This is a genomic window from Ruminococcus sp. 1001136sp1, assembly GCF_039841815.1.
In the GTDB taxonomy this organism is placed as follows: Bacteria; Bacillota; Clostridia; order Lachnospirales; family Lachnospiraceae; genus Blautia_A; species Blautia_A faecis.
Map to the genome: position 1 here is coordinate 1 of NZ_JBDPGY010000025.1, position 12,795 is coordinate 12,795.

General features: G+C 39.6%; 11 protein-coding genes and 1 pseudogene. 9 read left to right on the plus strand and 3 right to left on the minus strand.

The features are described 5' to 3' along the window. The 3 genes and pseudogenes from ABHC48_RS17560 to ABHC48_RS17570 all read left to right on the plus strand — a co-directional run. A pseudogene (locus ABHC48_RS17560) lies at positions 1-628 on the plus strand (Rpn family recombination-promoting nuclease/putative transposase); the annotation flags it as partial. A gap of 87 nt (positions 629-715) precedes the next feature. Further along, entirely contained in the window at positions 716-1,453 is a 738-nt protein-coding gene (locus tag ABHC48_RS17565; protein WP_195700268.1) for a recombinase family protein, read from the plus strand. A 97-nt stretch (positions 1,454-1,550) separates the two neighbouring features. Beyond that, positions 1,551-1,724, plus strand: a complete 174-nt coding sequence (locus ABHC48_RS17570; RefSeq protein ID WP_195700269.1) for a helix-turn-helix domain-containing protein — start codon at positions 1,551-1,553, stop codon at positions 1,722-1,724. A 52-nt stretch (positions 1,725-1,776) separates the two neighbouring features. Here the strand turns inward: ABHC48_RS17570 and ABHC48_RS17575 are convergent, their stop codons facing one another. Both ABHC48_RS17575 and ABHC48_RS17580 read right to left on the minus strand, forming a co-directional pair. Next, positions 1,777-2,286 carry a relaxase/mobilization nuclease domain-containing protein gene (locus ABHC48_RS17575; protein WP_195700270.1) on the minus strand — a complete coding sequence of 170 codons (510 nt, stop codon included), beginning with the start codon at positions 2,284-2,286 and terminating at the stop codon, positions 1,777-1,779. Next, on the minus strand, positions 2,271-2,543 hold the full coding sequence (locus ABHC48_RS17580; RefSeq protein WP_195700271.1) for a hypothetical protein: 273 nt from the start codon (positions 2,541-2,543) through the stop codon (positions 2,271-2,273). The genes ABHC48_RS17575 and ABHC48_RS17580 overlap by 16 nt, the downstream gene beginning before the upstream one ends. A 356-nt stretch (positions 2,544-2,899) precedes the next feature. On the opposite strand from ABHC48_RS17580, the gene ABHC48_RS17585 reads away from it, so the two are divergent. From ABHC48_RS17585 to ABHC48_RS17610, 6 genes are all read left to right on the plus strand, one after another. Beyond that, on the plus strand, positions 2,900-3,994 hold the full coding sequence (locus ABHC48_RS17585; RefSeq protein ID WP_195700272.1) for a sel1 repeat family protein: 1,095 nt from the start codon (positions 2,900-2,902) through the stop codon (positions 3,992-3,994). Positions 3,995-4,729: 735 nt separating this feature from the next. Further along, positions 4,730-5,230, plus strand: a complete 501-nt coding sequence (locus ABHC48_RS17590) for a hypothetical protein (protein ID WP_195700273.1) — start codon at positions 4,730-4,732, stop codon at positions 5,228-5,230. A 105-nt stretch (positions 5,231-5,335) separates the two neighbouring features. After that, positions 5,336-6,829 carry a hypothetical protein gene (locus ABHC48_RS17595; protein ID WP_195700274.1) on the plus strand — a complete coding sequence of 498 codons (1,494 nt, stop codon included), beginning with the start codon at positions 5,336-5,338 and terminating at the stop codon, positions 6,827-6,829. 74 nt (positions 6,830-6,903) lie between these two features. After that, positions 6,904-7,101 carry a DUF6462 family protein gene (locus ABHC48_RS17600; RefSeq protein ID WP_195700275.1) on the plus strand — a complete coding sequence of 66 codons (198 nt, stop codon included), beginning with the start codon at positions 6,904-6,906 and terminating at the stop codon, positions 7,099-7,101. A 56-nt stretch (positions 7,102-7,157) separates the two neighbouring features. Beyond that, entirely contained in the window at positions 7,158-8,297 is a 1,140-nt protein-coding gene (locus tag ABHC48_RS17605; protein WP_195700276.1) for a site-specific integrase, read from the plus strand. A gap of 536 nt (positions 8,298-8,833) precedes the next feature. Continuing rightward, entirely contained in the window at positions 8,834-10,423 is a 1,590-nt protein-coding gene (locus ABHC48_RS17610) for a glycoside hydrolase family 43 protein (protein WP_195700277.1), read from the plus strand. 319 nt (positions 10,424-10,742) lie between these two features. Here ABHC48_RS17610 and uvrB read toward each other — a convergent pair whose 3' ends face one another. Next, positions 10,743-12,731 (minus strand): excinuclease ABC subunit UvrB, encoded by a 1,989-nt coding sequence (gene uvrB, locus ABHC48_RS17615; protein ID WP_173716404.1) that lies wholly within the window; start codon positions 12,729-12,731, stop codon positions 10,743-10,745. Between the last annotated feature and the right edge of the window lie 64 nt (positions 12,732-12,795).

Below are 12,795 nucleotides of genomic sequence, written 5' to 3' on the forward strand. Positions count from 1 at the left end.
ATACAACGAGATTGCAGCCAGGAACAAGGCTGAGAAAGGGTTTGAGTCTTCTGACGAATTCCTTTCCAACTTAAAGAGGACAGACAGGCTTCATCCAGTGATAAGCCTGTGCGTATATTATGGGGAGAAAGAATGGGACGGACCGTTCTGTCTGGCTGATATGCTGGAAATCCCGGAGAAGCTGAAACCATTGGTATCTGATTATAAAATGAACCTGCTTCAGTTAAGGAAAAGCGGATCGCTGAGATTCCATAATCCAGATGTGGACACGGTATTTGATGTAAGCCGTTCTATTTATGAGAAAGACTTCCAGAAGATCAATACAGTGTATAAAGAAAAGGCGATACCAGCAGAACTTGGAGTCGTGATCGGAGCAATCACAGAATCCCAGAAACTGATTAACCATGCTTTGCAATCAGAGAAAAAAGGAGGGCAGATTTATATGTGTGGTGCATTAGAGGAATTGGTAAACGAGGGTGTCGAACGTGGCAAACAGGAAGGAATTTTAGCTAATATCAGAATCTGCAAAAATTTAAATGCCAGCAAAGCTGATACAATTAAAAATATTGCAAAAGAATTTTCGTTGCCAGAAGAGAAAGCAGTGGAATATGTAGAAAAATATTGGTAGGCATAAAATATTGCCAGAGTTGAATGTGGAGCAGAATCTATAACGGTTCTGCTCTAATTTTGTTTATAGCAGAAAGGAAATAATAAAATGAAAGTCTATGGGTATTGTAGAATTTCTACATCCAAGCAATCAATGGAGCGGCAGATCAGAAATATCAAGCTGGCATATCCAGACGCAGTTATTGTAAAAGAAACATACACAGGAACGAAAATACAGGGACGAAAAGAATTTGAAAAGCTGCTCAAAATAGTTTCTACTGGTGATACGCTGGTCTTTGACTCGGTATCTCGCATGAGCCGTACTGCACAGGAGGGGTACGAAATGTACCAGAAACTATATAACCAAGGAGTATCCCTGGTATTTTTGAAAGAACCTCATATAAATACAAGCACTTATCAACAGGCAATGGAAAATCAGTTGTCCGTAAATGTAAAAACAGGCGATCAAGCTTCTGAAGAATTATTGTCTGGTATATTCGGTGCTCTTAACCGATATATGCTGAATCTTGCAAAAAGGCAGATTCAGCTTGCCTTTGAACAGGCAGAGAAAGAAGTTACCGATTTACACCAAAGAACACGTGAAGGAATCCAGACTGCGAAACTAAATGGAAAGCAGATAGGATTGCCTTGCGGAACAAAGTTGATTACTGAGAAGTCCGTGAAATCAAAGGAAATGATACAAAAATATAGTCGGGACTTTTCTGGTGGATTGAATGATGCAGAGTGTATCAAGCTTATTGGAATATCAAGAGGAAGTTATTACAAGTACAAGCGTGAACTGAAAAATATGTACATGTCAGATACTTCCAAAAGTATTCGGGAATAAATCCAACATAATCTAGTGTGTTCCAATATGGTCTAAGATGTACCAAGGCTTCAAAACAGATTCATAATGTACATAATCTTTGGAAAGGTGGGATAATATGTTGGATAATACACCAGATACACTTACATTGAAAGAGCTTGAAGAACTTTTGCAAATTGGAAAAACTTCCGCATTGAGGCTTGTAAACGAAGGCAGACTCGCAGGTCATAAGATCTGTGGAAAATGGATATTCCTTAAGGAAGATATCCTGGAGTACATTAAAAATAGTTGATGTTGCTGAGGCAAGGGAAGGCGTTTCCTTGCCTTATTTTAGCTGGCTCCGTTTAAAGCTGTAGGTCACGATGTATATATGGATAGTAATGCTTATGAATAGCATTTACTAAACTGAGAATGTTTTGTTTTATTTCTTTTAATTCTGGTTTGGAAGTATGCAATTTTTTTCCTGTTTGAAAACTTACTGAATTGATTGCATAGTGAATATGCAGATTGTCAGTATCATTATGAATAGCGAAAAATATCTGATATTCATTAGAAAATTGCTGTGCGATAGAATCCGCAAGCTCTATTGCACAAATGCGATTGAATCTGTAGTCTTTCGGGAAAGATATAATCATATGATACATCCTTCGTTTAGAATTTTTCTTATAGTACTTTTGTACCTGTATCATCTGATGTGGAGCCTTTTGGTAACTGGTACTGACACCATAAGCGTTACGATAATAGACTTTTTGTTTATGGTGTTTGCCATGTCCGGAAATGTAGGCAATTAGTTGTTCGATATCTTTGTCACGGGGATAAGTATGCTGTTTAATATGAATTACAATTTTTCCCATAATTTGTCGACCTCCTGTTCAAGAACGGGATCGTTATCGTAGGCTTCCAGTATGTAATTTAGGATATCCTGAACCTGGCATAGGATTTGGGGGAGCGAGCCGCAGATATTCTTACTGTTTGATAGTATGGTACATTTACGTATATAATCCGACATATCCATATTCATATCGGAAGCATTCTTCTGAAGTAGTATCTTTTCCTTTGGAGATACTCGTATGTTGATTTGTTCTGTCTTATTAGATCTTTTGAGTTTCATAATAAAATCCTCCTTCTATATACTTATAGTATTATATATAACAGGATTCGCAAAAAAATAATTGCTGTGAAATCCTGTTTTTTTATCTGCGAGTGTATGTGGAACGTGCCAGAGTTGGAAACGTTGCAAAATTTTTGTATATACATTCGCTTTAGTAGAATGTAATAGCTGGAAATAAAATTCTATTCAGAATCGGAAAGAGGGAGCAAATTATTTGGATTTGAGAGACATATGTGTGAAATGGTGGGAAAATTCCCATTTTTTGAAGAAAGAGATATTAAATTTAGTATAAATTTATGGTAATATAGGATTGTTATAGGAAATATCTTATGCTATTTGTTAGGAGGATGATGATTGTGGCAAAAAATGAATTTGTAGATATGTTTGTTAAAGCAATAGGTGAAGTAACGAATGGATTGGGAATAAAAGCTAGAGAATTGGCTGAGAAGCTAGGTATATCTAAGGGAACTTTATCAAATTACATGAAGGATAGCACATTTAAAGGGAGGAATTGGAGTCATGCAAGGGTAATTCTTTTAGTATTATATTTTGGAGAAGAAAGAGTACACGATTTAAAAAGCTTCAAAAAGTGTGTTTGTGAAGAGCTATCTGCAAAAGAAAAATGTGAAGATAAAAAAGGTGAAAGCGAAGAGTGTGAAGAAACAGATGGTATTCAATATAGCGATAATGATATAAATAATTTTATAAATAAAGCAAAGAAGATTATGCTGGAAAGATATTGTGAATTAGAAAATGGGTCATTAAGAAAGGATGATGAGGAAAGAGATAACATACGTCGTTATATATCACAAAAATATCCAATGGCTGTAGAGAAATATAAAAAGGATCATTTGAAAACTAAGTCTAGTAAGGCTGTTGAACTGGAGAATCAAAGCAACGAAATGGAAACAGAGGAAGAAGTTAGATGTGATAATCCAAAAGTGTTATCAGAGGCAATATCTATAAACAGAAATGCACAAAAGATTTTGGAAGCTGAAAACGAATTCAGAGCTGCTTGCAATGTGGAAAAAGAACATCCAGAAGAATATATTCAGCATTTATTGAGAGCAGCTAAGTTGGGACATCGGTATGCTACATATTGTTTGGGCGTTGCGTATATCGAAGGAAATAGTGTGAAGCGTAATTCCAAAAAAGCTGTCGAATATTTTTTTAGAGCAGGAAAAATGGGTTCTGATGATGCTGTTTACCAATTAAAATTATGCTACACTGAGGGGGATGGTGTTGAAAAAAGTGATATGAAGGCAGCTTGGCTGTTAAATATTCTCAGAAAAATTAATTATCAGCCCAAGGATGTTGTTGATATCAGTTTGAACCCAGAGGTGAAACTATCTAAAAAATATGGAAAAAAATTTAAAGAGTTTGTGCCAGAAACAGAAGATGATTATAAAATTCGGGAACTTATTCTTGCATGGAAAGATAAAATAGAATAGAAATTGTTTGATTAAGCCTTTAGTTCTACGGTGGTGGAACTAAAGGTTTTTTGTTTTATATAACATATAAACTGCTAAAACTAGTGGTTTTAGCAGTCGAATTGTAGACAAACTCATATTTTAGATTCTATGAAATTAGAAGTTTGCCAGAAATGGGGAGAGTTGGATAAAAAAGGTTTTACAGATTTAACCGAATCAAGCAAGTCCTCTGCTTCAATTGCGCAAAACAATAAGCAGTGGGTTGGGACTTGCTTGTATCAGGAGTGGCTTGCGCCACTCCTGATAACTGCGAAGCAGCATTCGGTTATGAGCAAGTAGCGAAGCGGATTGCGAATATCCGCTTTACTCTATAAAGCCTTGTCAGTTGGCATGAGAGCGAAAAACAAATGGGGCAAAAAGCTTTCTTAAAAAAGGGCTTTGCCGATACCATAATTGCTAAAGCCAGTGGTTTTAGCAGTTTTATCTAAAATTGTTGGTATTAGGGAGGGGAGAAGGTATTATGTACTTGTGAAGCGGAAACGAATTTATTTGGATAGCATGCGTTTTACAGCTAGGAAATATATTCGTATTTAACCGATCATGCAGGATGTGAATGACTTATCATAGAAATTATTGGCAGAGCGATGGTTTTCTATATATAGGTAAATTCAGTTCTGCTGAAAATAACGAGCGCTCAGATTATTTTCAGAAATAGAAGTTTTGCACCTTGAAAATTTTTTGAAAGGAGAATACAAAATGGAAGAAAATAATTCTTTAATACAGACCGAAACTAACTGGGAGGATGCCTACGGTGACCAGCACAAACTGTACAAAAAAACGAAGAAAAAGTTAAAAAAGAACCGCCACAAGATCAAGCAGCTAAAAAAGGCAAAAAAGGATTCCTGCGGTTTCGAGAAGCGTCAGGTAAATAAGAAGCTTCTAAAACACCAAAAGCAGGAAAAAGTGCTTCGGGATGAAGTTAAGGCGTTAAAAAAGGTTTTGCATACTACGAAGAACGAGTTGTCAAAACAACAGATGGAGAATCAGCAACTGAAAATGCAATCATTGTATGAGAACCAGATCATTGAACTGAAGGCACAAATGAAAAATCGTGATCAGATTACAATGATGTTGTTACAAGAAGCTCTGCCAGGACTGGTAGATAAGTATTGGAAACATGGCGGTTCTTCCAACGGCAGAAAATCCAAGTCAATAGTTGATGATGTACCTTTCAAAATTACTGATTTGGATGAGTAAAAAATACATATGGTGGCTGGAAAATCCCAGCCACCAGGACTAGGAGGTGCCAAGATGGACAAATTCAAGGAACAGGATAGCTTCCTTTATTATAAGAATGAACTGGTGGCAACTTTTATTCCTGTGATAAGTTTTGTAGAAGTACTCCACAATCGGGTAACTGACAGCTACACATACAAATATCATGTTTCTATAAAAACGGTAGACTGTGAGATGGGGCAGGAGCGGGTATTTGATTCTTTGCAAAACATTTCTTTTCACAAGCATTGGAAGGAATGTGCAGGAAGCGATAATCTATCTAAACGTCAGAAAAAGCTACTGAATGAATACCTGTACTTGCTGGGAAGCCGGGCACCTAAAAGGGAACAGGAATGTTTTAACAGAATCACCTGTCAGGAAACTTCTGCAATGCGGGAAAACGCTTGGTTCGAATTGGCTGATTATTTAGTAAACTTACTGACCATAAAGGGAAAGGAAACGGAAGTACTTTTTCTGTGCAAGATGGCTGCGCTTATGAAGCCATTATTTGAAAAAGCAAACCATCCGATGAATTTTTTTATATTTCTGTATGGTCATTCGGGAGTCGGTAAGACAGTGCTGGCAAAGCTGTTCTTTGTTCAAGATCCTGGACAGGATAAGAATTTCAAAATGGACAGCCAAATGGATGTGGAAAAAGCGCTTCAATATTATCAAGGTGACACAGTGCTCATTGATGATTATCATCCAGAAGCTTCCGATTACAGAAAAAAGAAACAAAATTCAGTAATGGATTTGCTTGCACGCCAAACGGATTGTAATGGAAAGGCACTTGCTGTTTCAACTGCTGAGATTCGTGAAGGATGTTTTTCGCTCCAAGATCGTGAAATTCAAATTGAAATCAGTGATACAGAGGTAAACTGGGAAAAATTTGCATATGTCCAGCAGAATATTATTCAGTTTGAGAAGCTTTTATATATCGTATGTCAAGAAATATATGCAAACCAAGGAGGAATAATGACGCTGATCGTCAATAATACCAGGCATAAAGCAGGAACTTTCCGTATTACATACTATATAGAAACCATGAAATTAGTGGTGGATATTTTAGAATTCGTGCTTAATAGAACGCCACTTGGCAACATGTTGGAAAAGAAAATGAGGGACACCACCATGGGACAACGTTGGTATCGGTTGCTGGATGAAATAGAAAACCGACAGAATCGGTATATGATATGCCTCAAGGAAAATGAGAATGGAATAGATTTTATAACGCTATTTTTCAGAATGGTCAATGATAAACGTGTTTTTCGGAGAGTCCCAGGAGAACTTATGAAAGAGCATTCCGATGATAATAAGCAAGATATTTATTCGTTTGGAGACATTATTTATGTTGCGGAGCTAACACTTCTTGCAGGCATCCAAAGATATTGGGGTAATGAACCTGGGAAAATAAAAGAGGCGAGAACCTACCAAAAGAAGATAATTGAAGCTTTAAAGACAGAAGCGATATTATTGGTAGATAATTCAAAGGCTAATACCAAGAAAAAGAATGGAAAACGTTTCTATGAAATTGATTATAAACGTTTGAAATACTTCTGCCAGCTTCAAAATGCAAAGTAAATAAAACAAGCGATATATTATCTGGATGAATTGAATAAAACAACTCACGATGTGAACGAAAGGAGTAATGTAAGATGAGAAAAATAAAAATTGAAACACCAGAAATGGAACCACTGGCAATTAGCCAGGAACAGGCAAAGGCACGCTATAATATGGGAACTTATATGATTGACAAGGTTGCTGGTGATGCGAAAGCGATAGTCCGTATAGGGCGTAGAAAAGTATATCTGGTAGGTAAGCTTGATGACTATATCAATAAGCTGGCAGAATGACATAGGTGCGCTCACTCAGCTGTTATGGCTGGGTGGGCAGAAAAGGAGTAGATAGAATGGCAAAAGATGCAAGAGGACGAGAGCTTCCAAAGGGAATCAGACAGCGGGATAATGGAACCTTTGAGGGCCGTGTTGCTGTGGATGGAAAGAGAGTTAGTGTTTATGGTAATACAGTGACAGAGGTGAAAAAGAAAATCGCTGAGACCAAGTATAAGATGGAACATGGCATTTATGTAGATCAATGCAATATTTCATTTGATGAGTGGTTCAATACCTGGTTGGAAGAGTACAAGAAAAACAGTGTAAAAAGTGGTACTGTTTTCTCATATAAAAATTACTACAAGTATTACATAAAGGATGAGTTGGGAATGCGAAAACTCCGGGATCTGCGGGGCGAACACATACAGCACCTTTATAACAAATTGAAACAAGATGGAATTGCAACTTCGACTATTAAAATTGTTTCCGCTGTACTCAGTGGCTGTATGAAGCAGGCTTTAAAAAATGGGTTAATAGAAAGAAACCCAGTACCGTTGGCAATTTTACCGAAAGCAGGAGCCAAAAAGCAAAGTAGGGTGCTAACTCAAGAAGAACAGACATTGTTTCTTAAGTATGCAAAAGCCAAGAATAGCTACTTATATAATTTCTTTGCTCTGGCATTGCGGACAGGAATGCGTAACGGAGAACTGCGTGGATTAAAGTATTCTGATATTGACAAAAAGAAAATGGTAATCCATGTGGTTAGAACTTTGAAGTATGAAGAAGGCAGAGGCTTATACGAGGATACACCGAAAACTGCCAGTTCTACGAGAGACATTCCGCTGACAGAAGATATGCTTCAGATTATTGAAAACCAGAAAAAATTTTGGGGGATATCCAAAATTATCAATAAAAATGAATATGTATTTCACCAGGGAGATAAAAGACCTATTAGCAGAGACTGTGTACAGAGCGAGATTGATCGGGTGATTGCATTGATAAGAGAAGATGGAATTAATTTCGAACGCTTTACCTGTCATGGATTCAGACATACGTTTGCCACCAGAGCTATAGAATCTGGTATGCAGCCACAGACGCTGAAAACAATTCTGGGGCATTCTACACTGAGTATGACGATGGATTTATATTCTCATGTATTACCGAGCACCAAAGCTGAAGAGATGGAAGCTATTTCGGGTGCATTCAAGATTTCATGAATGGGGTACGCACCCCATTTCTACCCCATTTCGCTTTAAATCTGACAAATACAGACAGAAAGGAATACCGCAGAAAACGCTGATTTTCTGCGGTATTCGTATGGTTTTGTGGAAGATAAATTCTTATTTTTTTAAGTTTTGTTTTACGAGTGGAAGGTCACGAACACTCGATTCATTTTCGCGCTGCAATGAGTCAAGCGGCCATGCTTGCATGGACATTTGACGAATGCCGCGGAGGCATATACCGGAAGGTATATGGCCTACGCCGGGAATCGGCGGAAAAGCCGCTTAAGACCTTATTTTTCTGGGCTTTTCAACGGGCATCAGTATAACATATAGAATTCCGGTTTTCAAGAGGTTATTCCCAAAATGTTCGGAGCATACCCATATTTTCCCATATTTGCAGTGCCGTTTATACAATTTTTCCTATAATACAGCAAAAGTTTTTAGGGTTGTTATTCCTTCTGAATCATAGTAATCTGTAGATATCTTATGAAGAGAACCGCATTTGTCGGTTTGCAGGTCAGGAGGAAAATATGTCAGATATCAGAATACAAAAATACAAAAATCCCATTATTTCCGGTTACAATCCAGATCCGTCGATTTGCAGAGTCGGGGATGATTTTTATCTTGTAAATTCAACTTTTGAATTCTATCCTGGAGTGCCGGTTTACCACAGTAAGAATCTTGTGAACTGGGAATTGATCAATTACTGTCTGAGAGATAAAGAGCAGCTTTATCTGGACGGTGTTCGGCCGTCAGGCGGAATTTATGCGCCGATGCTCTGTTACCATAACGGTGAGTTTTTTATGACCACTACCAATGTGTCACATAAGGGACATTTGATTGTACATACCAGCGATATTTATGGGAAATGGTCAAAGCCGGTATGGATTGATCAGGGAGGGATTGATCCTACTTTGCTGTTTGATGGTGAAGATGTTTACTTCGCCTCTACTTCCAGAGATAAAGATGACAGGGATGGAATTTTTATGTGTAAAATCAATCCATACACAGGAGAAAAGCTGTCCGAAAGTGTATGTATCAGTCATGGATGCGGCGGAATCTGTCCGGAGGGACCTCATATTTACAAGCTGAATGGAAAATATTATTTGCTTCTTGCAGAGGGTGGCACAGAATATGGACATATGGTTACCATGCAAAGAGCAGATTCTCCATTTGGACCGTATGAGGCGTGTCCCCATAATCCGATTCTCAGTCACCGGGATAATCCGGATGGCTCTATTTCCTGCACTGGACATGCTGATCTGGAAGTAGATCAGAATGGAAACTGGTGGCTGGTTTGTCTGGGAATCCGGCCTTCTTGCACTCCGCAGCGAGGTCTGAAACTTCATCATCTTGGAAGAGAGACCTTTTTAAGCCCTGTAATCTGGGATAAAGAGGGTTGGCCGGTTGTTGGAAACGATGGCAGAATCGCTTTGGAAATGAAGGGACCACTTCCAGGCGACCAGGTGCAGCCGATATGCCGGGATTTTACAGATGATTTTTCGGAAGAGAAATTCAGCCTGCATTATAACTGGGTTCGAACTCCGCATATGGAAAATTATGTGCGTGATACCGCTGCCAGACGGCTTATTTTGAAAGGAACAAGCGTAACTTTAAATGACACGGATACTCCGACATGGGTCGGGATCAGGCAGAAGGAATTTGATGTTGAGGCAGATGTTGTGGTGAGTCTGAAAGGAAATTTTTCAGATGCCTGTCCGGTTTCCCAAGACAGCAACGTCAAAGGGCTAAATAAAAGAGTGGGACTGGGTACATTCTACAATCAATTTTATCATTATGAAATTTACTTAACCAGAGAGGATGGACAGTACAAGGTTTGTCTTTCCAGGCATATTCATGATATGTTTGCAAGAACAGCTGAGAAGGTAGTATCCTCTGGGGAAAATATTCATTTTCGTATTATCGGTAATCCTCTGGAATATGATTTCTGGTACAGCGAAGATGGAAAATACTATGAGAAGCTGGGCTGCGGTTCTACTGCAGGGCTGGCTACAGAAGGAACTATGTACATGAGCTTTACCGGAACTTATATCGGAATGTTCTCAGAAAATGCGGAAGGGCATTTTAGAAATTTTTCAGTGAAGATAAATAAAAATTAATTGCTGAATAATCAAGGTTAACGGAACCCCTTGCCGGGCGGGATCGCACTGCGGCGCAAATATAAATGTGGCCGGAGGCGATCCGCTGCAGGCAGAGAATCCTGTAAATTGTGACGTACATCTTACAGAAATCCTTTTCAAACAAAGACTGTGGGAAAAAGTCTGTAAATAAGATTCTTCTATGATATGCAAGGGTGATGAGCCTGAAAATTAGGCTTTTCACTCTTCAAACACGCTTTAATCAGATCGTGAAGCGCTCTCTTGAAGCTGATAAATAGTGCCAAATCTGACTGGCAAAATGCATGGGGAAATCGAAAGATTACTTTTCCGCATCTGCAAGATTTTTCTTCAATTCTATCATTTTATCACGCAGCTCTGCTGCCTGCTCGAAATTCAAGTCTGCAGCAGCCTGGCGCATCTGTTTTTCCAACTGGGAGATCAAGTTCTTCAGCTCTTTTTTGCTCATGGATTCCGGATCCTTCTTCAGCTTCACTTCAGTTTCAGCAACTGCCTTGGAAACTGCAATCAGATCACGGACTGCCTTCTTAATAGTAGTAGGAGTAATTCCATGCTCCTTATTATAGGCTTTCTGGATTTCCCTGCGACGGTTGGTTTCCTCAATGGCATTTCTCATGGAATCCGTCATCACGTCTGCATACATGACAACGTGTCCTTCGCTGTTTCGGGCAGCACGGCCAATGGTCTGGATCAGGGAAGTCTCAGAACGAAGGAAGCCCTCCTTGTCTGCATCCAGAATAGCAACCAGAGTGATCTCAGGAATATCAAGTCCTTCTCGCAGAAGGTTAATGCCTACAAGCACATCAAATACATCCAGACGCATGTCGCGGATGATTTCTGCACGTTCCAGGGTATCAATATCCGAATGAAGATAACGGACCCGGATTCCCACATCTTTCATATACTGGGTAAGATCCTCGGCCATTCGTTTGGTGAGAGTTGTGATCAGCACTTTGTTTTTCCTGGAGGTTTCTTTTGTTATTTCAGAAATCAGGTCGTCTATCTGTCCCTCTACAGGGCGCACCTCCACCTTCGGATCCAGAAGACCGGTAGGACGGATGATCTGCTCGGCGCGGAGAAGCTCATGGTCGTATTCATAATCTCCCGGGGTAGCAGATACAAACAAAACCTGGTCCAGTTTATTCTCAAATTCTTCAAAGCTCAGAGGGCGGTTATCCTTAGCAGAGGGCAGACGGAAACCATAGTCTACCAATGTCTGTTTACGGTTCTGGTCGCCAGCATACATAGCGCCAACCTGTGGGACTGTCTTGTGCGACTCATCAATAATAAGAAGAAAATCATCCCCGAAATAATCCAGCAGAGTATAAGGCGGCTGCCCTGGCTCCAGTCCGGAAAGATGACGGGAATAGTTCTCAATACCGGAGCAGAAGCCGGTTTCTTTCATCATTTCAATATCAAAGTTGGTACGCTCGGAGATACGCTGGGCTTCCAGAAGCTTGTCTTCGCTTTTAAAGTAGTCTACCCGTTCTTTTAATTCCTCTTCAATGGCAATGGCTGCTTTCTGAATCTGCTCCGCTGGTACTACATAATGGGAAGCAGGGAAAATACCGATGTGCGCAAGCTGGCATTTGATTTCTCCGGTGAGCACATCAATCTCAGAGATACGGTCAATCTCATCTCCGAAAAACTCCACTCTGACAGCGGTATCTGAGCTGTTAGCCGGAAAAATCTCCAGAGTGTCGCCACGGACGCGGAAGGTACTTCGGTGGAAGTCCATTTCATTTCGGGTGTACTGAATGTCGATCAGCTCCCGGATAACCTCATCACGATCCTTAGTCATGCCAGGACGCAGGGAAATCATCATGTCCTGAAATTCCTGAGGAGAACCCAATCCATAGATACAGGACACAGAAGAGATGATAATAACATCTTTTCGCTCTGACATGGCGGCAGTGGCAGAAAGACGGAGCTTGTCAATTTCATCATTGATCGCAGAGTCCTTGGCAATATAAGTGTCAGAAGAAGGCACATATGCTTCTGGCTGGTAATAATCGTAATAGGAGACAAAATACTCCACCGCATTCTCCGGGAAGAATTCCTTAAACTCACCGTATAACTGTGCTGCCAGAGTTTTATTATGGGCCAGGATCAGAGTAGGCTTATTCAGCGCCTGAATAACGTTTGCCATAGTAAAAGTTTTACCAGAGCCGGTGACACCAAGCAGCGTCTCAAACTGATTTCCCTCTTTAAATCCCTTTACCAGTTTCTCAATAGCCTGTGGCTGATCGCCGGTTGGTTTATACTCGGAATGTAATTCAAAATGATCCATATGAGTCCTTTCTTTTATAAAATCAAACACGCTTTAACTGTTTTCAGTATAGCATCCTTTTTTA

What these genes read in the sequence shown, in the direction of transcription:
- ABHC48_RS17565 (WP_195700268.1), top strand. Translation starts at nt 716, where the DNA reads ATGAAAGTCTATGGGTATTGTAGAATTTCTACATCCAAGCAATCAATG.
- ABHC48_RS17570 (WP_195700269.1), top strand. Translation starts at nt 1,551, where the DNA reads ATGTTGGATAATACACCAGATACACTTACATTGAAAGAGCTTGAAGAA.
- ABHC48_RS17575 (WP_195700270.1), bottom strand. Translation starts at nt 2,286, where the DNA reads ATGGGAAAAATTGTAATTCATATTAAACAGCATACTTATCCCCGTGAC.
- ABHC48_RS17580 (WP_195700271.1), bottom strand. Translation starts at nt 2,543, where the DNA reads ATGAAACTCAAAAGATCTAATAAGACAGAACAAATCAACATACGAGTA.
- ABHC48_RS17590 (WP_195700273.1), top strand. Translation starts at nt 4,730, where the DNA reads ATGGAAGAAAATAATTCTTTAATACAGACCGAAACTAACTGGGAGGAT.
- ABHC48_RS17600 (WP_195700275.1), top strand. Translation starts at nt 6,904, where the DNA reads ATGAGAAAAATAAAAATTGAAACACCAGAAATGGAACCACTGGCAATT.
- ABHC48_RS17605 (WP_195700276.1), top strand. Translation starts at nt 7,158, where the DNA reads ATGGCAAAAGATGCAAGAGGACGAGAGCTTCCAAAGGGAATCAGACAG.
- ABHC48_RS17610 (WP_195700277.1), top strand. Translation starts at nt 8,834, where the DNA reads ATGTCAGATATCAGAATACAAAAATACAAAAATCCCATTATTTCCGGT.
- uvrB (WP_173716404.1), bottom strand. Translation starts at nt 12,731, where the DNA reads ATGGATCATTTTGAATTACATTCCGAGTATAAACCAACCGGCGATCAG.